This window comes from Pseudomonas sp. VD-NE ins, assembly GCF_031882575.1.
In the GTDB taxonomy this organism is placed as follows: domain Bacteria; phylum Pseudomonadota; class Gammaproteobacteria; order Pseudomonadales; family Pseudomonadaceae; genus Aquipseudomonas; species Aquipseudomonas fluorescens_BZ.
On sequence record NZ_CP134772.1, the window covers coordinates 3,460,691 to 3,480,259 of the forward strand.

Annotated in this window: 25 protein-coding genes and 1 pseudogene; 3 read left to right on the forward strand and 23 right to left on the reverse strand. The window is 55.7% G+C overall.

Features of this window, described 5'->3' with window-relative positions:
• Positions 1 to 116 precede the first annotated feature (116 nt).
• On the forward strand, positions 117 to 842 hold the full coding sequence (locus RMV17_RS15275) for a hypothetical protein (RefSeq protein WP_311880884.1): 726 nt from the start codon (positions 117 to 119) through the stop codon (positions 840 to 842).
• Between the two features lie 176 nt (positions 843 to 1,018).
• Here RMV17_RS15275 and RMV17_RS15280 read toward each other — a convergent pair whose 3' ends face one another.
• From RMV17_RS15280 to RMV17_RS15350, 15 genes and pseudogenes are all read right to left on the reverse strand, one after another.
• Entirely contained in the window at positions 1,019 to 1,558 is a 540-nt protein-coding gene (locus tag RMV17_RS15280; RefSeq protein ID WP_311880886.1) for a hypothetical protein, read from the reverse strand.
• Complete coding sequence (locus RMV17_RS15285; RefSeq protein ID WP_311880887.1) at positions 1,555 to 1,884, reverse strand: STAS-like domain-containing protein; 330 nt, start codon at positions 1,882 to 1,884, stop codon at positions 1,555 to 1,557. The genes RMV17_RS15280 and RMV17_RS15285 overlap by 4 nt, the downstream gene beginning before the upstream one ends.
• Positions 1,881 to 2,981 carry a hypothetical protein gene (locus RMV17_RS15290; protein WP_311880889.1) on the reverse strand — a complete coding sequence of 367 codons (1,101 nt, stop codon included), beginning with the start codon at positions 2,979 to 2,981 and terminating at the stop codon, positions 1,881 to 1,883. Before RMV17_RS15290 ends, RMV17_RS15285 begins: the two co-directional genes overlap by 4 nt.
• A gap of 214 nt (positions 2,982 to 3,195) precedes the next feature.
• A complete protein-coding gene (locus RMV17_RS15295; RefSeq protein WP_311887056.1) occupies positions 3,196 to 3,708 on the reverse strand; it encodes a lysis system i-spanin subunit Rz in 513 nt (170 codons plus the stop codon).
• Positions 3,708 to 4,130 carry a cell wall hydrolase gene (locus RMV17_RS15300; protein WP_311880891.1) on the reverse strand — a complete coding sequence of 141 codons (423 nt, stop codon included), beginning with the start codon at positions 4,128 to 4,130 and terminating at the stop codon, positions 3,708 to 3,710. Before RMV17_RS15300 ends, RMV17_RS15295 begins: the two co-directional genes overlap by 1 nt.
• Before the next feature lie 57 nt (positions 4,131 to 4,187).
• Positions 4,188 to 4,430, reverse strand: a complete 243-nt coding sequence (locus RMV17_RS15305) for a hypothetical protein (RefSeq protein ID WP_311880892.1) — start codon at positions 4,428 to 4,430, stop codon at positions 4,188 to 4,190.
• The gene (locus RMV17_RS15310) at positions 4,427 to 4,717 is read right to left on the reverse strand and encodes a hypothetical protein (RefSeq protein WP_095111666.1); all 291 of its coding nucleotides are present in this window, start codon (positions 4,715 to 4,717) and stop codon (positions 4,427 to 4,429) included. The genes RMV17_RS15305 and RMV17_RS15310 overlap by 4 nt, the downstream gene beginning before the upstream one ends.
• Positions 4,718 to 4,727: 10 nt before the next feature.
• A complete protein-coding gene (locus tag RMV17_RS15315; RefSeq protein WP_311880896.1) occupies positions 4,728 to 5,669 on the reverse strand; it encodes a phage tail protein in 942 nt (313 codons plus the stop codon).
• A gap of 115 nt (positions 5,670 to 5,784) precedes the next feature.
• Positions 5,785 to 6,468, reverse strand: coding sequence for a hypothetical protein (locus tag RMV17_RS15320; protein WP_311880898.1), 684 nt, complete (start codon positions 6,466 to 6,468; stop codon positions 5,785 to 5,787).
• Positions 6,468 to 6,785, reverse strand: coding sequence for a hypothetical protein (locus RMV17_RS15325; RefSeq protein ID WP_311880899.1), 318 nt, complete (start codon positions 6,783 to 6,785; stop codon positions 6,468 to 6,470). Before RMV17_RS15325 ends, RMV17_RS15320 begins: the two co-directional genes overlap by 1 nt.
• The gene (locus RMV17_RS15330; protein ID WP_311880900.1) at positions 6,785 to 10,390 is read right to left on the reverse strand and encodes a DUF1983 domain-containing protein; all 3,606 of its coding nucleotides are present in this window, start codon (positions 10,388 to 10,390) and stop codon (positions 6,785 to 6,787) included. Before RMV17_RS15330 ends, RMV17_RS15325 begins: the two co-directional genes overlap by 1 nt.
• Before the next feature lie 58 nt (positions 10,391 to 10,448).
• The gene (locus RMV17_RS15335; protein ID WP_311880903.1) at positions 10,449 to 11,042 is read right to left on the reverse strand and encodes a tail assembly protein; all 594 of its coding nucleotides are present in this window, start codon (positions 11,040 to 11,042) and stop codon (positions 10,449 to 10,451) included.
• A gap of 59 nt (positions 11,043 to 11,101) precedes the next feature.
• Entirely contained in the window at positions 11,102 to 11,446 is a 345-nt protein-coding gene (locus RMV17_RS15340) for a hypothetical protein (protein WP_311880905.1), read from the reverse strand.
• Between the two features lie 33 nt (positions 11,447 to 11,479).
• Positions 11,480 to 11,587: pseudogene (locus RMV17_RS15345) on the reverse strand (phage tail protein); the annotation flags it as partial.
• Between the two features lie 57 nt (positions 11,588 to 11,644).
• Positions 11,645 to 11,995 carry a hypothetical protein gene (locus RMV17_RS15350; RefSeq protein ID WP_311880907.1) on the reverse strand — a complete coding sequence of 117 codons (351 nt, stop codon included), beginning with the start codon at positions 11,993 to 11,995 and terminating at the stop codon, positions 11,645 to 11,647.
• 134 nt (positions 11,996 to 12,129) lie between these two features.
• On the opposite strand from RMV17_RS15350, the gene RMV17_RS15355 reads away from it, so the two are divergent.
• Together RMV17_RS15355 and RMV17_RS15360 are read left to right on the forward strand one after the other, a co-directional pair.
• Entirely contained in the window at positions 12,130 to 12,666 is a 537-nt protein-coding gene (locus RMV17_RS15355; RefSeq protein ID WP_311880909.1) for a hypothetical protein, read from the forward strand.
• 86 nt (positions 12,667 to 12,752) lie between these two features.
• Positions 12,753 to 12,956 carry a hypothetical protein gene (locus tag RMV17_RS15360; protein WP_311880911.1) on the forward strand — a complete coding sequence of 68 codons (204 nt, stop codon included), beginning with the start codon at positions 12,753 to 12,755 and terminating at the stop codon, positions 12,954 to 12,956.
• Here RMV17_RS15360 and RMV17_RS15365 read toward each other — a convergent pair.
• The 8 genes from RMV17_RS15365 to RMV17_RS15400 are packed head-to-tail and all read right to left on the reverse strand — an operon-like array spanning position 12,953 to position 19,537.
• Positions 12,953 to 13,198: a hypothetical protein gene (locus tag RMV17_RS15365; RefSeq protein ID WP_311880913.1), complete on the reverse strand. Its 246-nt coding sequence runs from the start codon at positions 13,196 to 13,198 to the stop codon at positions 12,953 to 12,955. The two genes, RMV17_RS15360 and RMV17_RS15365, sit on opposite strands and share 4 nt — an antisense overlap.
• Positions 13,199 to 13,223: 25 nt before the next feature.
• Positions 13,224 to 13,988, reverse strand: a complete 765-nt coding sequence (locus RMV17_RS15370; RefSeq protein WP_311880915.1) for a C40 family peptidase — start codon at positions 13,986 to 13,988, stop codon at positions 13,224 to 13,226.
• A gap of 1 nt (position 13,989) precedes the next feature.
• Positions 13,990 to 14,739: a phage minor tail protein L gene (locus tag RMV17_RS15375; protein ID WP_311880916.1), complete on the reverse strand. Its 750-nt coding sequence runs from the start codon at positions 14,737 to 14,739 to the stop codon at positions 13,990 to 13,992.
• A gap of 9 nt (positions 14,740 to 14,748) precedes the next feature.
• Complete coding sequence (locus tag RMV17_RS15380) at positions 14,749 to 15,087, reverse strand: phage tail protein (RefSeq protein WP_311880918.1); 339 nt, start codon at positions 15,085 to 15,087, stop codon at positions 14,749 to 14,751.
• Positions 15,087 to 18,137, reverse strand: a complete 3,051-nt coding sequence (locus RMV17_RS15385; protein WP_311880920.1) for a phage tail tape measure protein — start codon at positions 18,135 to 18,137, stop codon at positions 15,087 to 15,089. Before RMV17_RS15385 ends, RMV17_RS15380 begins: the two co-directional genes overlap by 1 nt.
• Positions 18,138 to 18,164: 27 nt before the next feature.
• On the reverse strand, positions 18,165 to 18,434 hold the full coding sequence (locus RMV17_RS15390) for a DUF1799 domain-containing protein (RefSeq protein ID WP_311887057.1): 270 nt from the start codon (positions 18,432 to 18,434) through the stop codon (positions 18,165 to 18,167).
• Positions 18,435 to 18,487: 53 nt separating this feature from the next.
• Positions 18,488 to 18,868 carry a phage tail assembly chaperone gene (locus RMV17_RS15395; RefSeq protein ID WP_064116694.1) on the reverse strand — a complete coding sequence of 127 codons (381 nt, stop codon included), beginning with the start codon at positions 18,866 to 18,868 and terminating at the stop codon, positions 18,488 to 18,490.
• Between the two features lie 9 nt (positions 18,869 to 18,877).
• Positions 18,878 to 19,537, reverse strand: coding sequence for a phage tail protein (locus RMV17_RS15400; RefSeq protein WP_311880923.1), 660 nt, complete (start codon positions 19,535 to 19,537; stop codon positions 18,878 to 18,880).
• Between the last annotated feature and the right edge of the window lie 32 nt (positions 19,538 to 19,569).

Genomic DNA, 19,569 nt, shown 5'->3' on the forward strand with positions numbered 1-19,569 from the left:
ATCCGCTTCTGGCTGAAAGTAGCCGCACCGCTGCAGTTCGTCGCCTCACCCTCGCCCACCTGCCTCGTTTAAATTACTGTACATGCATACAGCTTTTGTACAGCGAACCCCGCAACATGAATTTCGACCAGGCAAAAAACCTACGGCTCCAGCGATGGTGCGCGACTCTCGACGATCAGGACTTCCGTATGCAAAACCCAGAGGGGCATCGGGAAACCCTCCACGAGATGGCAGCTACGCTCCGCGATGAGGGCCTGATCGACCAGCTTGAGCAATTCGACATGAACGAAATGGCAGACGCCGCGTACTGGCAAGCCGTCGAGGAGCTGCAGAACTCGCCCGGGCACTACCGCGGCGCCTCTACCTATGACGTCGTTCAGATCGACAACGGGAATCTGCTGGGCACTATCAGCCGGTCAATCTTCAACTTCGAAAGTGATGAACCGCGCGGCGCTTCCTTCGCCTATGACGGCAAGGTCTACTCTGACGCTGATGGTGTGCGGCTGACTTTGAGTCTTTCTCGGAAGATTGGGCTGATTTCAGGCCTGGTGCTGGAAATGAATGGTCGCCGATATCAGTTGGTAGAGACCGAACGAATGATCGTCGGCATCACCCACCCACCTCTCTCTGACGCTGACGCCTATCGAGCGCTTATAGATGCAGCGCAAGTCGCGCATGAAGAAAGGGATCTCCGCGTCTTTGAAAAGGTGCGCCCTCATATTGAGTCGGCCGCTTTCTGCCTTTGCCCCGCCTGTCTCGATCGCTTTGGTGTGCGTGACGATTGCTCGACCTGCGCCGGGAAAGGTTTTGTGAAGAAGCCGGCGCCGACGTATCTACGCTGAAAGATCAATGTTCAAAGCAAGAGATGCGCAGAATTGCTGGCGTTTGTGGTATGGAGGTTTTAAAGGGCTTCAGGGGGCCCTCAGCCCCTGAATCTCCCCAAAAAAGAAGGAATGGTACAAAAAGTGGTACGATAATTTTTTTGCAGCGCGACTGCTGAGCGCCATGACTGCGACAATCATCCGAAAGACAGATTGCTGAAAGCCCAAATCAATAGTGTAAAAATAAAGATTGATAGTAATCCGAACGCTACACCACTAAGTTCATACAGAAACCTATTGACTCGGCTTAGTGCGGAACTGCTAAAATACAGCTCATCGCACCCAAGTTCTATTTTCTCCACTATCTGAGATGCTAAAGCTCTAGCCTTGTAACTAAGCTCATCTCGACCAGACTCTTTGAAGAAGTCCAAATCTCTTAGTGCACCGACCATTGCAATATCAACCAAAGATGTTCGAACATGGCCATTTAACTGATTGACACGCAGTTCCAGTTCCAGCATCAACCCAGTATACGCCTCCTCCGCTCTACTCGCATCGAAATTCCCCTTTGTAACTTCATCCTCTACCCACGATGACAAGTTATCCAATCGGTCGATAATTTTATCTTTCCGCTTCAGAGCCTCAGCTCTTCGGTTTGCATTGTATTGAAGATAAATGGTAAACATCCACCCAACCAATAAAACTATTAGCTGACCGGGAAGGTTTTGAAAATTCATTTATCCTTACCACCTGCAGCGTCAATTCGATCCTTGATTAGCGTTTCAATGCTTTTAACAAGAGAATGTGAATAAGTTAATTTTCTTTGCAACTCATCCCAAGTAAATCCTTCTTCGCGGATTAGTCCACCAAACGCCTCATCCAAGAAAGATCGACCATAACGATTATAACCATCGAGTTCCACGTGAACCTCGTCGTACTCTCGCAACTTAGGAGCGAGAATTCTTTCTCGAAAGTACTGGCCGCAACCTTCCCCGTCGTCAGGATATCTGCCATATGGACGCTTACTAAAATCCTTGACGACACTAATTGTAATTTTACTCATAATTCTATATTCCATTGGACCAAGGTACCAGGGAACTTATTCTTCAGCTTAGACGCACCTGGCTGCTGCCCGTCTTCATTAAACGTATAAAGACCGTTATTACTAAACACCCACAAAACACCACCATCCGTATCGTTAACAAGTGCTTTTATACTCTTGCTACCTTGACCATGCTTTTCTTGGCGGGTTCCAGAAACGTCATTTTGCATGGAAAAATAAATCAATCTCTCATCAGAAACTCTAGTGGGCACTGCATCAAAAATCTTAACACCTGAGCTCTCGAAATCTGGAATATCTTTAGTCATGTCATCATAAAGCTTAGGATCAGTAAATTTCAGAAGCGGGAAGAACCACGGTTGTTTCACCACAGTTTTCGGTATCCCCACACCACAATCATATATCGCTAGGTATAATTTCTTCCCGAAAGTGCTACACATCAGCCACCAGCGTTTATTCTCGTTGGGCTCTCCGGGATAGGCGTGCAACCTTACATTATTAATAGTTTCAGATACCGCATCACCGTAGACGTGCTCCTGCTCTGGGCTCATTCGACCGTCGTATATTCGACGCTGGATAAAATCTACGACTTCATCCATTTGCTCCCTACCAACACTCGACACAATTGGCATATTCCTAGAACTAGTAAGAGCATACTTAATCTCAAATCCATTTATAAGCTTATGCAAATTACTAGATTTTATTGCATTATTAACCGCAGGAGACTTGAGAGAGAGAGAAACGCTAGCTTTGCCTGACCGGCCGACGCCTGCGAGTTCAATTGCAGCGTAAACCACTACTAACGCTGCTGCAGAAATCTTCTCTGTTCGGGAAAAATCAACTACACAATTTCGGTTCCGGTACTTCTTGCGAATCTGATGTAGAAACTCCATTGTCTCATTATACGGACTGACTCTACTTTCAAATTCATAAATAGAGATGTATTTGGGGGCAATAAAAACATCTCTGTCAATCAACGCACGTACAGGTGCAATTTTCCCTGCAATATATTTTTTATTTTTTCGACGCAGTTGTATAAGCCATCGAGCCTCGCCGGCGGCCTGCTTTATATCCCTATGTTCTGCGCTAATTCGCTTCATCTTTATTCCGAAGTTGTTAAATCTTCCTTGCCGCCCCACTTCTCGATAACCCGCTGAGCCAGTAGGTCGCCACCTTCATTCTGTCCGCTGTATGTGACGGCACCGCACATTATCAAAAGCGAGTCTGAAGGTCACTCATCGTCCCCAACAATAGCTCATGCAAAAAAGGATTAACTCTCTCGTGGGACAGCCATTTTTCGAATTTTCCGCCCATTCAATCAGATTCAAAAATTTTTCTAACATACGATTGACACGCCTGCAGCGCGATCAACCCCCGGTCGCTGGTGTTGGTAATGTCGATAATTCGTTGAGCATGCGCCGGGTCAAGTCGGGCGCGTACGGTTGCATGATCCACGCCGCGGGCGCCGGCGGTGGCAGGCATGTCGCAGCCTTTGGCAACGTCGGTTGCGTCGAGGAGGACTGACAGCCGCAGATCAGAAGTGGCAAGGCGATCACGCAGGCGATCTTGGTCACGTTGGGCATCGGTCATTTTCTCGAAGTGGGTTTTCTCGCTGGCCGAAAGCTTCTGCTCGAGCGCCAGGCGCTTGTCCTGCTCGACCTGTTGGGCGGTAGCTGCAGCGATGGTCAATTGATTGAGGGTTTCCGCGCTCAGCCTCGCCTGCTCCGCCAACTGTTGCCCATAACGCCAGTCCTGAAACTGCCAGGCGCTGCCGAAGCCGGCGAGCACCAGCGCAAGCGCGCCCACCGCTTTCCAAGGTACGACCATCACGGCACATCCCTGAAGAACACGTGACCACCCAACTTGAGCGTCTGCTTTGCCTTCGCCGCCCAGGCCGGGGCCTTGATGCTGGTGGCGTAGTAGTGCGTGGCACCGCCGGTAGGATCCAGCACTTTCCCGTCGATCACTTGGTCAGCCGCGATCCGGCACTGCGCCAGCTCGCGGAACGGAATCTGCTTCACGCCAATCAGGAACTGATAGTTCGGGTCTGTCTTGTTCCAGCAGCTGAACTGGTACTTTGCCTGGCAAACGCCAGCGTAGCCCTCACCCCACCACGAACTTTCCCTCCCATCAAACACGCGGTTGCGAATCGTCCAGGCCACGGCGATCTGGCCGGCAGTTCCTTCGCCGCGGGCCTCTCCCCACAGCGTGCGCGCGAGGATGTCTCGATCTTTTTCGGTTGCAGTCATCATTATCTCCAAGCACAAAAAAACCGCCTCATGGGCGGCCGGGTATTCTTGATTCGATCACGCCGGATTGGCTTGCGGCAGTGGGTACCGCGCTTTAATCGCCGCTACTGAGGCGACCCACGGCAAATAGTCCGGCTCCAGTCCCTGACTGAGTGCGTCATAGGCGATTTCCAAACGCAGCGGATCCGACTCCGCCTGATAGGCCGCACGGCGCTGCGCACGGGCTGTTTCGAAATCGGCCTGAAACTGCTCAGACTTCCGCTGCTCGGCGGTGATCACTTTGCTGAAGTCGATGTTCATTCCGGCAGCCTCACTTCGCCGTCTGGCGGGTTGACGATATCGACCGGAAAGCACGCAGCCTCACCGGCGTCCACGGCAATTGGAAGTGACAAAGTGATAACCAGCTGGCCGTTTACCCGCTCAACCGGGAGTTCGACCCGCCGGCATCCTACGGCTTCGGCCGGCAATGTCGCGCCGTCCGGCAATGCAGTGAAGTCGAAGGTCTCACCGTCAATGGTGAGCGCGTCGCCAGACTTGGAAAGCGTCATGACGCCGTCCATGCGGATGGGGGAAAGCTTGATGATCATGAAGTACTCCTTAGAACCAGCGGCCGGTTGCGAACAGACGCGAAGCGCGACCGGTGGAATCGTTGTAGAAAGCCATGCGCGACCAGTTCACGCTGGTTGGTGTCGGCGGTGCATTTTGGGTCATGACGCCGTTACCCGTGTTGGGCATCCCGAGGAATACCGGTTCTGACCCAGCCACGAACGCGGCAGGAAACGTCCAGACGGTACCGGGGCTCATCCAGCCATTCCCTTGTGCTGTAGTCGCCGTAGTCGCACCGGTCGTGCACGTGCAGAACTGCGTCCCGTCAGCAAAACGAACCCAGGTCCCGTTGACATTCGACCCACTCTCCACGACATTGCGCCCAGCAAGCTGAAGACCCACTGGTACGTTCAGCACGCCTGCATACGAGTAGGTCATGAAAGGGCCGCCGGCGGTATTGGCCTGGTTGACGGTTCGCCAACTGAAACCGCCGCTGCCGCCACCTTGGTTGCAGGTGAAAGACACTGCGCCAGACATACCGCTGCCATTACCGGTTTCGTTCCAGCCTAGGAAACCACCACCGCCCGAGGGTACTGCCCCGGTCACCACACGAAGCGAATTGAAAATGGGCGTATAGGCGCCACCCACCACAGGCATAGCACCAATAGCAGCAAGCAATTCAGAGTTGTTGTTCGTCGCGACCCCGACACCGCCCTTGGTCAATGGCAGGATTTCGTAGTTACCCGTGGTGCCGAGGGCCGCGAGTTTCCCTCCCCACTGCAGGTTGATGTTATTAAACGCATCGGCCAACGCTTTCGGATAACCCTGAACCGGCATAATTGCGTATGTTGCCCCGCTCTCAGTTGCGCCTTTGTAAGCCGGTATAATTGAAATAACTGTCGCGCTAGCAACATTTCCTACTTCGTAATTCAAACCATCCGGCCCAACGAAGGCGTCACCTATCTTTGCGTTTGCGGCAAAGTCTGCATTCACACCAATAACCGTCGTCGATCCGTTCGCAACATTAACTGTCCCGCCTCTAAGCCAAGGCATAGCTACCCCTCTTTGGCAAAGTACCAAACATGCAATTTAAATTAATACAGCTGTATCAGCCGAGCTTTGCAAACATCGCCGGCAACCAGAATGCATACGGGTTTGAGAATGCGACAGTTACCGCATATAGCGCCTTATTTTTGAAATCCCACCACGAATAAAGAGCTCTACCAACGTTATCGCTGTTATACATCCGAGTTGAAAAGGAGTTAGCCAGCAAATATTCATTTTCAGGAAAATCGAACGGCACAGTATAGTAGTTAATATATTCGCCCTGCGCCCCTCGACCGGTCATCACGTAAGTCCAGTTTTGGAACGCGCGAGTAAACAATACGCTCGGCGTACCGGTATCGAAAATAGGCTTGGCAGTTTCAGAAAAAAGTCTGACGCCGTATTCTGCAATCGACTGAGCACCAAACGAAGCGACGATATACCTGCCGTTTGGATAAAACCCGATCTGGTTGTACATCCCCGTCAAAAAACCTGTCCAGTTACCGGGGCTACCTATCAAGCCAGCGGCGCCGCCCAACTGTGCCATCCCGTCAACAGTATCCGGTCTGATGAAAATAAAGGGCTGTTCGATGGTGGTTATAGGGGTTGGGAAGGTGACCACGGATCCATAATTACCGGGGCCGTAGTTCGGCGAATATCGCCCTGTGAAAATCACACACAGCCTTGCATATTCCGAATCCAGGACAACTTCATTGTCTTTATTGACAAAACTCAGACCATAGGTCATTAACGAAACCTCACAACAAACAACCGCATAGAACCTGCTGATGTATTACTGGCGTCGAACATGCGCGTATAGTTATACACGCGCGCGACACCATTCAGCATTTCAGTCTCAAACTGTCTATCATTTGACGTAGGTGTTGTTATTGGCAGGATAAACGCGATTGCATTATTTGGATTACAGCCGGGAACAGCAAAGTCCTGTGTTCCTTTTGCGTTAGGAAAGGTCACCACCACTGACAATACCAACCTGACAGTGAATGAGTTCTCGTCAATCTCCGGAAGTCCTTGTGCGCTCCACGTGCCCAATCCATATTCCATTATGAAAGTCTCCCGAATTTGGCTCGCAGTGTTCCAGCTGCATCGAATGCCGCAAGTCCATCATTATTGAGAAGAGACGAACCTCCAGAGCCAGCGCTTCGCAGTGTCAATGTCCCGGCTGGAATGTTGATTTCCAACAGCGGCTGGCCTTGAGCGTTTAATGTTGCCGAACGCAGCGTCATGCCTAGGACCAGATCCTTGATGAAGGCTTGGCTGATAATTGCGGTGTTCATGAACACCTGGCCACTCTGTACAACAAATGGCGCAATCATTTGGCCGCTCACTTCATCAAGGATCGCGAAACGTTGAGCGAACGCAAGGATCTGCGACTCTTGCTGTTCACCCTCCACGCCGATGGCGAGGCCAGCCATCACTGTTCTGTTTCCCACAGTGGTGGACGTTTTGATGGTGGTCAGCGCAGACACTTTGCCGTTCAAACCAGAAACGGCGGTGCTCGCGGTTTCTGCTTTTGCGGTGGCGTTGTTGGCGGTAGCCGAGATGGTCTCGATGCGCTGCGCCGTGGCTTCTTTATCTGTTGCAACCGCAGATTCCAGTGTTGAGAGATTCGCGGCATTTTTCCCTACCGCAGCATCAATGGACGTGAAGCGCGTTGCTGACGCAAGCTTCTCCTCCGCTATTACCTTCTCATTTGTCACGATGCTGGCCGTGTTGTGATATGCCTTCAGCGCCTCGCTCATTGCGCCAGTGCCGTCATCCTCTCGCCACACCGCTTGCAGGGCCTGCATCGTTGACGCCTGCGCGGAAACCTTGCCATCGATGGTTTGAATCAGCGTCGTGTGCTGCTGGATCTGTAAGGCCATCGCATTGGTGGTTTCGGCAATGGTGCCCATGTCGTACCAGAACTCAGCATTCGGCGGCGTTGTGCCGGCCGGCACAGCCTTGATGGCTGAAAATAGCCGGCCATCCAACCGCACTATTTCGCCTTTTCCGTATGGCTTCGCCGGGTCATAGACCATGGCATCGGTGATTTCGCCGATCAGGTTTTCAAGCTCTTGCTTGGCTTGCTCAAGCCGCTCATTGACCGAACCTTCGCCATCGCCAGAGATTTTCCCAATCTCTTTGAAAAGCTGCTCTCCCAAGGCTGACTCTTGGATTTTCCCGAGGAAATACTGCTCGTACTCAGACTGGTCGATGCTCACCTGCCCGTTGACACCATTTACTGCTGGGTACCATGGCCCTACGTTGCCAATGCGATCGACCAGCCTCCCCCAGAAAAACAGAGTGGTGCCCGGCACAACGTTCTGCATTTCGTGGTTCGATTGGGGATAGGCGAAATCCGCCAACTTCACAGCAGTAGCCAGATCGTTGATCTTGTTGTTCCAGATCTCCGTGCGCTGGGTGTCTTCCGCACCAGGTGGAAACCCCCATTCCAGACCAATGCCGTAAACCTTGCTGATCGTTTTCAGATACGCCAGTGCGGGCGGCAGCCCCTGCTTCCCGCTGAGGTTCGTCAGGATCGAGTTGCGCCATGGCGAAGTGATGTCGAACGCGCTCACCGCACGCACCCGCGCCACGTAGGCACCGGCATAGATACCGACCACGTCTGCGTTGGTCATACCTGTGCGCTGTAGTTTGATCCAGTTACCGCTGTCTTTGCGCCATTCCACGTCATAGCCAACCGCGCCGTCCACGGCGGGCCAGCTTATGGTCATGGTGGCCACGGCCAGACCCTGCACGATCGACGACGTCGACGACAGTGTCACGCTCGCCGGCGCTGGAACAACGGTGATCGGGATGACGCTGATCGGCCGCTCTTCCAAGCGGGCGCCGGTATCGATATAGGCGAACTTGCTCGGTTCAAATTGCAACGCACTGATTTCGTAGTCGCCTTCAATCGTGCGTTTGGTGCGCAGCACGCGGTACAGCGGGATTGCCAAATCATCGGCGTCGAGCGCCCATTGCAGTTGCGCAACCGGTGGTTCGCTGTAGGCAACTGTGACGGTCACGGCGCGGCCGTTGACGCTCTGCACTGTCCGACCTTCGGCGCGGCCACCCGGCAGGTTGATGATCAGCCGGTCGCCGGCCTTGGCCTGGGTATCGCGATCAAGTGTGATCACCCGCCCCGCCACTGCCGAGATCCGGCCGCCGACTTCACGACCAGCGAGCAGCGAATCGGCAACCGGGATGACATGGCCAGGCAGCGGAATCACACCTTCCATACCGGTCTTAAACGACACGGTGCGGTCTTGGTTGTTGCTCAAGATCGCCCACTTGCCACGGCGCTGGGCCTCAGATGCGCGTGTGCAGCCAATGGCGCTCAGCTCGGTCGGCCGATCACCATACCGGCGCTGCAGATCGAGGTCAGAAAACGGGATGACGTCTGTGTCGTAGTTGTTCGCCGGGTTGTCATAGCTGACCAGCGCCCGGGTGTAACGGGTCTTCGCCGAAGCGCTGCCATAGGAGAACTTTCCGTCGATAACGTTGGACCGGGTGAAGACGTAGTCGAAGTCCTGCGCTCGCGGCATGTCTGCCTGCATCACCAACTGTCCCTGCGCCCAGTACGTCATGCCTCGGTAAATCGCCGAGATATCGCGCAGCAGCGACCAGGCATCGGCCTTCCCCTGCAGGTTCATGTCACAGAGGAAGCGTGGTTCCTGCCCGCTTAATCCGTTCGGCACCAGCTGGTCGCAGTATTGGGCGATGCGATACAGCTCCCACTTGTCGACCATGAACGGCTTGATGCGCTTGCCCAAGCCGAAGCGCTCTTCAGTGCAAATGCCGTAGGTGATCCACGCCGGGTTATTAGTCCAGGCCGATTTCATCGAGCCGTCCCACGTCCCCGTATAGGTGCGCTGAATCGGGTCATAGTTGCTCGGCACCATCCAGCGGCGAGCCTTGCACTTGACGGTGACGGCCGGGATGTTGGTGAACTGCTCAGCGTCGAACTCGATGTAGAGAAGCGCGGTATTCGGGTAGCGAAGCTTCGCGTCGATCACCTCGGTGTAGCCGGCCACCAGCATGGTGTCGGCGATCTTGTTGGTGTTCTGATTCGGAGTCAGGCGGCGCACGCGGATCTGCCAGCCGGTAGTGGCGTCCGGCAGGTCAATGCGGCGCGAGCGCTCGTAGCGCGTGGTGGTCTTGCCGTCGACAGCATCCACCAGCACCTGCTGATAGGCGCCGCCGTCGGTGGCCACATCAATGGCGTACTCCATGCGGTACCCGCCAACGTTGCCTTCGTCGTCGGACCGTTGCAGTGCCGGCCAGGCCAGTCGCATGCGCACCGCAGAAAGCTGAGTGTTAGTAATCGACCGCACCCACGCGGTATCGCTGCGCAGTTCGATGTTCAGCGATGTCTCATTCTCCACGGCCGGAATGCCGGGGATGTAGGTCTGATCCACGGAGCCCGGGCGCCAATCCCACTTCACGTTCGGGAAGTTGTAGTTGCCGCTGGAATCGCGGATTGGCGTGTTGTCCAGATAGATGTCGTAATCGGTCGGGACGCCGTCGAATTCACCCTCGCCCACGGCGATCAACAGCTTGGCCAAGTTGGTCGAGCGCAGGCTGTCGGAGGCTTCGGTTGGCGACTTCGGCTTGCTGCTGCCGCCCTTCTCGCCGCTGATGTCGATCTGTGCTGCTGCGCCCATGCTTTCCTCCAGGCATAAAAAAACCGCCTCATGGGCGGTTGATGTGTTGCTGACCTGCTTACACTTTGTCTTCAGCCAGGATCGAAGCAGAGATGATCATCCCGCCCCACCGGCGTTCGCCGATGCAGATCGGTGCCGGGTTGCCGCTGGCCGTGGTGTTCTTGGCGCTGCCGAAGGCGTAGGACGGGGAGTTTTCGGGGGATGCGCTTTGCTTCAGGCCCGTCGCTTGCGGACTCAGGAGCTGCACGACGCCACCGATTGTCAGACCAACACCGGCTGAAAAGAGACTCGGCCCAGCCCCGCCAGCAAAAAAAGAAGCCGCGATCAGCACCACCCCGATAATCGTTTGGAATACCCCTGCGCGTTTGCTTCCCGTAATTACTGGGACGATACGAATTTCGTGAGTACCTCCCAATGAGAAATCTTTCTCGCCGACGTTCTTTTTATTACGGAAAATCGCGAAACGCATGCCGCGTAGATCTAGGTCTTTGATCGCCTTATCAAAACCATCTAGCGTGCATTTCAAAGCCTTGAAGGCCTCACCAACTGACTTTGTTCCGAGTTCTCGATAATGAGTTCGCCCGAACAGTTTTGCCAGCGGCCCCGATAGTAGGATGGTTGTCATCAATGGATTGGAAGCTGTCGCCGACATAACATATTTACTCCTGACGAAAAAAAACCGCCATTTGGCGGTTTGTTGATCTAGTCGGGTCACAGACAGTCTCGGACTGCGTCCTCAATCGCTCCGCGTCCCACCATTTTTGCCCACGGCATTCTCTGATAGAGGGACACCTTGCTTCCCGAGCCGACGCTGGTTACTTCAAGCACTTCATCAGCCGAGATATCTGTTGCCACGATTAAGCGATAGCCGTTCTCAGTTTCAGACATAGTCGATGCTGAGCGGGACTCCTGCCATTTAGGCAGTACACACAAAGCGTATTGTTTAGGCGACTTCTTCGAGCTTGCGCTAATGGACGGAGGATTCTTTTTCAAATCACTCGGGGTTGAACAACCCGCCAACAGCATTGCCCCCAACGCCACTACGATAAATTTCATGCAGGTCACTCCTGTGGAAAATGGCCCACGATATCACTGCGCGTCCTTGTGGCGCAGCACCAACCGTGTTCTGTCGAGCCACGGCCCGCCGAAGACTATGACATCAGGTGCTAGTCCATACATATGGTGTAAAGAGCGGGGAAAAACCGAACGCTGCGGCATGCTCCAAACAAAAAAAGCCGCCTGAAGGCAGCCCTGTCAAAGACATTTATTCACAACTTCGGCTCGTCGGTTTTTACGCCAATCCATCAGTCCAGACGTGAAATACAATTCAACGCGGCTTCCATTTGAAGAGTTCTTAAAATCCGCAAACTCAATCTGGCCTGCGCTTACGACTGTCTTACCACTATCAGGTAGCGGCTGTACAAAGACGTCGTAATGCGCCCCAGCTATGGACTGATTCTGCCAGCCATAGAGAACACATTCGGCCACAGTATTAGCATCTTTTTTACTGTTAAATGTTTTCCATGGCCCGTCAGCACGACGCTCGCTCATTGAGGCACAACCAGCCAACAGCGCTACCGCCAACGCTCCTACGATCAATTTCATCCAGGTCACTCCTGTGGGAAAGGAGAGTACTGTAGCGCGGCACTGTCCGGGCATCCAGCGTGGATGGAATGCCAGTGGCAAAATTGGATCCATAAGTAGTAGCGTTATGCCTTATTTCTTTTGAAGGATCCGGTATGGATCTCGCTACTGATTTACCTAGCTACAAAGATCTGTATCTCCCTGTTCTTGTCGCTTTGGCTTTTTGGGGCTTCAAAAAAGCTTTCGTTCCCGCACAGCGCTTTGTAGGGAAAGCCCTTCGAAAGTCTCGCAGCAAAGAGCTGAAAAAGGCGAAAGCGATTCGTGTCGATGCCTTCGCTGTACAGCGACAGCTTCAGAAAGAAGGCGCGCTTTTCGGAGCGTTCATGTTGTCAGCAATCGTATCGATGGGAGTCATGTTAATAGCGCTTCAAACGACTTCTTCAACAAGTCGAGTCTTTTACCAACTCGTTTACATGGCTCCGCCGCTCGCGCTAGAAGTGTGGTGGTTATCCCAGAAAACGTTTGTTGAGACGCTCCTTCAAGAAGCCAGTCGCCTTGGACATGGATTCACAAGAACCATCCCCTCCAGATATCGCTCGCCTAGGCGAGCAAAAGATCGTGAAGTTCGACAAGAACAAATCAGGATCGTGAAGAAAACGAAGACCACTTGGAGGCAAATCAAACAGTGCTGATTGCTTTTAAATACCCAGTCCTTTGCCTGCAAGCCCAAGGACTGGGATTGCGCCAATTTCGGCGCGGATAACGCAAGGAAAGTGAAATGAGCAAAGAGCTGCCAAAAGATCCAGAAAATGAAGGCTGGGTACTCGGCTGGGGTGTTGTCCGCAATGCGCCTTGGAGCTTTATTGGCATTTATCAAAGCGAAGACGAGGCAAGATCCGCAGCGAATAATGCTGGAGAGGGCTACTTGGTACATCACGGATCGCACAAGCCAGGAACAGATGATTTCGTCTGGACTTCCTAAGCCAGATTCGTGAGCGTAACGGTCCCGGGGCCGAAGGTGATTTCGGCTCTTAGCCCAGGCTTTCCAATGTAGCCGCGACTATGGCCATCACCGCCGGGGCCGACTTTGCCCTTGAAGTTCAAACGGTCGATTTCAATATTGTCGTCGAGGACAGAGATCACAACTTCTGCACCCCGCAGCGCCCCGCAGGACGCAGTAAATAAATCTCGAATATTCAATACGTAGTTCTGAGTGACTTCCATTTCCTGCTCCCGCGGCCGTGCCGCATCAGGTGGTTGGTTGTGCATCTTTATGCCGGAGTATCAGGCGTGTTCTCTCATGCCACGGACCGCCGAACACGATGACTTCGGACGGCCTGCCATACAGGTGGTGAAGCAGGAACGGACCGGGGCCGAACGTTGCTGCGCCCTCACCGGGCAAAGCCGGATCAGCGCCTAGGAAAATCCCGGCGTGGTTTGGGTAAACCGTGCGCCCCACTTCCATCACGATCATGTCGCCGCGCTGCGGCTGGTCGACGCGGTAGAAGCCGGCGGCCTCGTAGTTCGCCTCGTACAGACTGGTGTTGTCCTTGCTCTCCCACCAGCCATCGGCGCGTTTGAAGGCTTCGAACTCCAGCCCCCACTCGCGCTTGTACCAATCCGCGCAGACCTGCCAACAGTCCCACGCGCCGTGCACGAAAGGCCGCTTCAGTAGCGGCACCTCGCCGGACGGTATGACCGTTCGAAGATCGCCTTCGGGCCAGCTCAGGATGTGCCAAGGCAACGCAGTCGCCTCGCACATGGCCAGGTCGCGCGGTGACGGCCTGCTGGTGGCGTCCGGATGCGAATGAACTACACCAATCACCTCCCCGACGTCCTCGGCCGCTGCGTACTCCTCCGGGTCGATTCGAAACTCTTCGTTCGGCTCAGTAGAGACGTTGCGGCACGGGTAGTACTGCTGCTTTCGACCCACCGCCAGCAGCAACCCGCAGCACTCTTTCGGGTACTCGGCTGCCGCGTGCGCCTGGATCGCATTCAAGATGTGCTTTCGCATGTCAGCTCCTTGCGATCAGGGATACAGCCGGGAAGCCACCGAACGGCAACGGATTACCCTCGCCGAAGCGCGGGATGCAGCCCTTTCCTAGTGTGGCGTCGCACTCGTCTAATTCCGGGTTGTCGGTGATGACGCCATCTTTCGTGACGTATGGCCCGGTGTACCCGCAGTTCGGCCCGCGATAGCCGCCGGTGAGACACCAGTGGCAAAGGGTTGTGGCCTGCCGCCCGATTGATTCATTGCCAACGTCGCCCGGGCTGGCCAACTCCCAACTGACGGTCTCCCCGTCCTCGTTCATCTTCTGGTCGACATACCAAACCTCAATCGTCTCTTGAGTCGGATCCGCCGTAGGATTGCCCCCCGGAAAGTTCGCTGCATCAAGGTATGTGCCGAGCGTGTGGCGCATCGTCAGTTTGAAATCGGCCAAGTCTTGGAACGCTAAGCAAAGCGCCGTGATGCGCCCGTTTACGTTGCCGACCGAAAGCGTGGGCCGAACCGCCGTACCATCCCCGTTCGCCTCAATGCCTTCGATCTGCATCGGCCAGGCGCTGTATTCATCGCCCTGCCAGTAGATCGCCTTCGCCGGGAGTTGGTCTGCATTGTCGCCGGCGGCAATCAGCTCGGCCGCCGTGTGCGGGATCGCGTGCCCGTGGAAGCGCAGAACGTCCGCGCCGTAGTCCGTGCCGTCCAATTCAAAGAGCAGCACTTCGCTGCCAGGCTCGAGCACTTGGATATCACTGATCAGCGGCATGATTGCCCCTTATGGTTGGAATGCCCGCTCGAAAGTGGCGGTGAGTTTAAAGACCCTGCCACCCATTGCTGTGGGAGCGGGATTTTTGCAGGTGAACAGTCCGAGTTCGCCGAGCGGCGTTGTCCAGAGAAATGCCTTTGCCCCAGCGTGCCGGTCGAGGAACTCCATGATCTTCACCACCACGGCCTCCTGGCCTACGCAGGTGACCGGATACGAGTCCTCTTTGTTATTCGGCCCGTCACCGACGTTCTGCGCGTAGCCGTTTCCGAATTTCGAGGTACGCACCCGATAATTGATATCGGGCGTTTCCCCCCGCTCGGTCGGCCAGGTGAATTTCTCGATGGCCATCAGGCCCTCCCATTTGCGTTTCGGAAGCTGGTACCGCCCGCGCGCCAAGAGTCAGCGACGGCTTTCTCGGCCACGGCCTGCATTTGCGATTGCAGGTTTCTCGACAGGGCCTGCTGGTCAATCTGCATGCCTTCGGAGCCTCGATCCTGCGTCACCACCGTGACCGGCGCGCTGATGCTGATCGCAGTCCCGGAGCCACCGCCGGCCGCGAGGACACCCAGCTTGCCGCTGGAAGTCCGGGTCAGTGGCATGATCGCCTCCGGCCCCGCCTCACCCATGACGCCCGCCCGGCCTCCAGCCATCCCGAAAGCGGTTGGCGAACTGACGATGTTGTTGGTGAAGGCGCCGCCATTGGCGAACATTTGCACGCCGGACGACCAGGCGCCGCCGAGCGCTTGCGGGAAGTAGTTGCTGGAGTAACCCGCCGAGGACGCCCCGAGATTCGACGATGTCGCACCTGCTGATCCAGCCGCCAGCCCATTCCCGCCACCTCCGCCAGTGAAGTAACTGGTGGCCGCACCAACCAGACTGCTCAGCAACGCCGAACTGGCCTGACGGGTCGCGATCCGCGCCATATCCGCCAGAATCGACTTGGTGAAGTCAGCAAACGACAGCTTCCCGGTCATGGCAAAGTTGACGACCGCGTCTTCCATCGAACTGAAGGCGTTGCCGAACAGGGTCTTCGTCTGGCCAGCAATATTGCTCGCCGAATCCAGGTAGTTGGCCCAGGCCGACGTTGCGCCTTTGGTCCAGTCACCCTGCGCCGCCTCCACGTCCGCGTAGTTCTGGCGGATTTGGTCGGTGCCAGCTTTGTTCGCATCGGCGAGGGCCTGCGACTTCCGAGCGAACTCCTCCTCCGACATGTTCCGCGACGGATCGGACTTCTGGTTTGCCAGTTCCAGTGATTGCTGAGCGAACCGATCCTGCTGGCTATTCAGCTCATTGTTGAGCGCGTTCTGGCGATCGCCTTGTCCGACGCCAAGCACGGCGCGCTGCCCCGCCAGTTCCAACGCTCGCTGCTGCTGAGCCAAGGCCTGAACGTAGGTCGCTATCGCACGCTCTTGTCGGGCGAGGCGGCCGGTCTCGTTTGTGGCCAAAACCTCGAGCTGGCTGTCCGCATCTTTCTGCGCTTTGACCATGCCGGCGCGCGCATCGGCGATCTTCTGGTCAAGCTGGATGCTTTGGGCGGCAGAGGTGGTCTTTTTCGCCTTCGCGGCTTCCAGTGCGGCAATCTCTGCCTCGTAGGCTGCGGTTACCTCGTCGCGCTCGTTGCCGATCAGTGCTTCGCGTTTCAAGGCGTAGTCAACTTGAGAAACGAGTCCGGCCTTCTGCGCGGCGTCCAGTTCCTTCTGGGCGTTTTTGTACTCTTCGCTGATGGCTGCGAGGTTGTTCTTGGCGTTGTTGAAACTGGTCAGATCAACCTGCGACCCGGCCGCTTTCGAATCCTTGAACTGGTCGTTGATGTTCGCCAGGTTCTTATCGATCGCGGCCTGATTCAGGCGCGGGTCATTGGGGGCTACCTTGCGGATGTCTTCGAGCTGCCGCTTGTACTCCTTGATCGCGTCGGTACGTTTCTGCTCATTCGTCCACGCTGACTTGGTGAGTGCGTCTACCTTCGCCATTGAGGAGACGGCATCGCCCTGAGCTTTCGCGTGCTCTCCTTGCCATTTGGCGATATCGGCTTCGGCAGCCTTCTGATCCTCCAGCATGTTGAGACGATTCTGGTAGAGATCAATCATCTCCTGTTTATTCTGGAACAGGCCGACATTGCCTGCCTGAGCGCTCGCCAAGTCGCGCTGGGCTTGCTCGATATCGGCGCCGATATCGCTGCGCCCGATATTCTTCAATCCATCAGCAGCCCGAGCAACGGCGTTGTAGCCCTTCTCCCAGAAACTCAGATTCTCGAGGATTCGAGGTGTGCGCTCGTTGATTGCATCAGCGAACGACTCGGTGGCCAGCTTCACGGCGCCGGCATGATCGCCCTGCTTCTCCAGCGCGGTGATTTGCGAATAAACCGACGCGGTCAGGTAGTGGTATTGCTCGTTCAGTGCGGCAGAGGCTTTGACCGGATCGTCGGCGAGCTTGGCGAACTCCGCTACCGTCTCGCTCACTGCCTTGCCGGTCGCTTCCTGCATCGACACCGCGGCTTGAGTGATGCCCGTAAAGCTCTCGCCGGCGATCTTGCCATTGTCGGCAAGCAGAGCCAGCACGGCTGCGGCTTGGCCAGTGGTACCAACGGTTGCGCTGACCTGACGGGCCATGTCGCCCAATTGCCCGGCGCTCACACCGGCATAATTGCCGGTGAGGATTAACGATTTGTTGTAGCTGTCCTGCTCTTCGCTGCCCTTGTAGAAGGCGTATGCTAGCCCACCCACCGCAGCGGCGGCGAGCGCAAGCGGACCAAGAATTGCGAGCAGCCCCGCCGCACCCTCGCCCGCACCGGCACCCAATTGCGCAACTGCGCGAACACCGCTACCCCAGTCTCCCGAAGACAGCGCATTCCCCAGTTGCACGACGTTTTCCTGTGCCTGGCGCGTGCCGAGTCGCAGCTTGTCGAAGCCGGTGGTGGTTCTGTTGAGTTTGTCGTAGTCCTTATCGATCTTGCTCAGGGCGGTGTTGTACTCGTCCTGACTAATTCGGCCGGCGTCCAGATGCTTGCCCAATTGCTCGACCTGCGTATCCAGCTTCGCCAGCGCGGAGCGGGCGGGATCGATGGCGCCCAGCAGGCTATTCAGCGCCTTCTGCTCATCCATGGTCGACTTGGCCAGCGCTACCTGTTGCTTGTCGAGCTGCGCAGAGATCTTCGCTGCCTCAGCCTCGCCATAGGCGCCGGTCTTGGTCAGCTTCGCCAATGCATCGCGCTGTTTGGCAAGGTCCTGTGTGGTCTTGGCGTTGGTAGAAAGCGATTTCTCCAGCGCCTGCATTTCGTTCATCAGCGAAACGGCGGACTGCTCGGCCCGACCGCCAGCTTTCGCCATTTCATCTAGGCTCGTTTTGGCCTCGATCGCATCGGCCGAGTCGATCTTGACGCCGAGTTCTGCAATGTTCATCGACTCACCTTGAATAAGTGCCCGTGGTTACGGGCTGTTTTCCCTTTCCTCCGCCATCACGCGCAGGGCTTCGCCTTCCAGCACCTGCAGGTCAGGAAAGATTTCAGCGAGTTTCTTTTTCTTGATGCCGAGGAATTCGGCGACGTCGCGAATGCAGTTGTAATCGAGACCGATCGGGCCACCGGTGCCGACCCGCCACTGCGTGGACATTCGATTGAACAGGAGAAAGGCCGGCCAGTTGCATGGCCAGACCTCTACATCGTCACCCGACAAATCGGCAGCCGTCAGCCCGAGGATTGCCAACTGCTCAGCAGATGGCCCGCTTTCGTACAACGCTGCGGCTGCTGCCCTCAGTTTCCCAGCCGGGCCTGATTGAATGCGCTCTGGTAGGCATTCACTACCGCTTCGGCAGTACCTTGGCATGACTTCACAAGGGCAAGGATGCTCTTGTCGTCGAACTTGTCATCGAAGCCCCAGCCCGCGACCAGGTCCTTGATCTGCTGCACCTGATATTCGGTTTCGGCAGCAACGACATCTGACAATGTGGTGCCTTCCCCGAACCCCTCGCGCATTTCCTTCGCCTTCAGGTTCCATTCGTCGAACAGCGCGGCGAGTGCCGGGCGATCGCGATACTTGAAGGTGAACTCGATTGCCTCGGGCTCACACCCAACGACAGGGATGTGCACAAGTGCCCTGAACGTAGGGTTCTGGGCGATCCTGATCTTTGCCATGGGGAGTCCTTATGCGCCGGCCAAGTAACGAAGCGAACGAGCCGAAAGCCCGATGCTGATAGTTCGCGTCATCACGTTGTTACGCTCCATCGTTGGATCAGGAGTGATGCTCACATAACCCGGGTAGAGGATCTGATCGCCGTTACGCAACTTCATGCGTACAACGGCCAGCTCTTTGGTGTCGTCGAAGCCTTCGACAGTCTCGACGTATTGAGCGGTCGGCTGATCCTCCACCACGATGGTGATCGTGGTCGGGTTGCGGTTGGTTGGAAATTGCTTGTCGTCGTCATCTTCCAGGTAGCCAACAGTTTGGTATTGCTGCTCACCGCCGGAGGATGTGAAGGACGTAACTTTCGAGATTTGCGTCCATCCGGACACAGGAATCACTGAGCCAGAACCTGCGCCAACAGTGAATTTGTCAGTGTTGATGGTATTGAGACCAGCCAAGGCAAAAGCATCGGCAGTGACGCCGGACGCCTTTACTGCGCGGTCATTGATCAGCGCCCAACCGGAGTTGATCAGCAAAACGTCGCCATTTTCGATGCTGTGCCCCACAGAAGCAGCGACCGGCGGTTTCGCATTGGTCAAGGCAGTGAAAGCGACGGCGGATCCCATAATGCTGGCAATCTCCAGCACAGCGCCGTTCGGCAGCGGGAAGCGTGCGGCCATGGTGTGTTTCCTCTTGAGTGCCCGCCTGACGG

Bases quoted from the DNA above. Each gene is read 5' to 3' on its own strand.
- RMV17_RS15375 (WP_311880916.1), bottom strand. From the start codon at position 14,739: ATGCCGCTGATCAGTGATATCCAAGTGCTCGAGCCTGGCAGCGAAGTG.
- RMV17_RS15395 (WP_064116694.1), bottom strand. From the start codon at position 18,868: ATGGCAAAGATCAGGATCGCCCAGAACCCTACGTTCAGGGCACTTGTG.
- RMV17_RS15380 (WP_311880918.1), bottom strand. From the start codon at position 15,087: ATGGCCATCGAGAAATTCACCTGGCCGACCGAGCGGGGGGAAACGCCC.
- RMV17_RS15295 (WP_311887056.1), bottom strand. From the start codon at position 3,708: ATGGTCGTACCTTGGAAAGCGGTGGGCGCGCTTGCGCTGGTGCTCGCC.
- RMV17_RS15370 (WP_311880915.1), bottom strand. From the start codon at position 13,988: ATGCGAAAGCACATCTTGAATGCGATCCAGGCGCACGCGGCAGCCGAG.
- RMV17_RS15330 (WP_311880900.1), bottom strand. From the start codon at position 10,390: ATGGGCGCAGCAGCACAGATCGACATCAGCGGCGAGAAGGGCGGCAGC.
- RMV17_RS15385 (WP_311880920.1), bottom strand. From the start codon at position 18,137: ATGAACATTGCAGAACTCGGCGTCAAGATCGACTCGGCCGATGCGATC.
- RMV17_RS15310 (WP_095111666.1), bottom strand. From the start codon at position 4,717: ATGATCATCAAGCTTTCCCCCATCCGCATGGACGGCGTCATGACGCTT.
- RMV17_RS15305 (WP_311880892.1), bottom strand. From the start codon at position 4,430: ATGAACATCGACTTCAGCAAAGTGATCACCGCCGAGCAGCGGAAGTCT.
- RMV17_RS15275 (WP_311880884.1), top strand. From the start codon at position 117: ATGAATTTCGACCAGGCAAAAAACCTACGGCTCCAGCGATGGTGCGCG.
- RMV17_RS15400 (WP_311880923.1), bottom strand. From the start codon at position 19,537: ATGGCCGCACGCTTCCCGCTGCCGAACGGCGCTGTGCTGGAGATTGCC.
- RMV17_RS15280 (WP_311880886.1), bottom strand. From the start codon at position 1,558: ATGAATTTTCAAAACCTTCCCGGTCAGCTAATAGTTTTATTGGTTGGG.
- RMV17_RS15290 (WP_311880889.1), bottom strand. From the start codon at position 2,981: ATGAAGCGAATTAGCGCAGAACATAGGGATATAAAGCAGGCCGCCGGC.
- RMV17_RS15350 (WP_311880907.1), bottom strand. From the start codon at position 11,995: ATGAAATTGATCGTAGGAGCGTTGGCGGTAGCGCTGTTGGCTGGTTGT.
- RMV17_RS15340 (WP_311880905.1), bottom strand. From the start codon at position 11,446: ATGAAATTTATCGTAGTGGCGTTGGGGGCAATGCTGTTGGCGGGTTGT.
- RMV17_RS15285 (WP_311880887.1), bottom strand. From the start codon at position 1,884: ATGAGTAAAATTACAATTAGTGTCGTCAAGGATTTTAGTAAGCGTCCA.
- RMV17_RS15360 (WP_311880911.1), top strand. From the start codon at position 12,753: ATGAGCAAAGAGCTGCCAAAAGATCCAGAAAATGAAGGCTGGGTACTC.
- RMV17_RS15325 (WP_311880899.1), bottom strand. From the start codon at position 6,785: ATGGAATATGGATTGGGCACGTGGAGCGCACAAGGACTTCCGGAGATT.
- RMV17_RS15365 (WP_311880913.1), bottom strand. From the start codon at position 13,198: ATGGAAGTCACTCAGAACTACGTATTGAATATTCGAGATTTATTTACT.
- RMV17_RS15300 (WP_311880891.1), bottom strand. From the start codon at position 4,130: ATGACTGCAACCGAAAAAGATCGAGACATCCTCGCGCGCACGCTGTGG.
- RMV17_RS15335 (WP_311880903.1), bottom strand. From the start codon at position 11,042: ATGTCGGCGACAGCTTCCAATCCATTGATGACAACCATCCTACTATCG.
- RMV17_RS15320 (WP_311880898.1), bottom strand. From the start codon at position 6,468: ATGACCTATGGTCTGAGTTTTGTCAATAAAGACAATGAAGTTGTCCTG.
- RMV17_RS15355 (WP_311880909.1), top strand. From the start codon at position 12,130: ATGGATCTCGCTACTGATTTACCTAGCTACAAAGATCTGTATCTCCCT.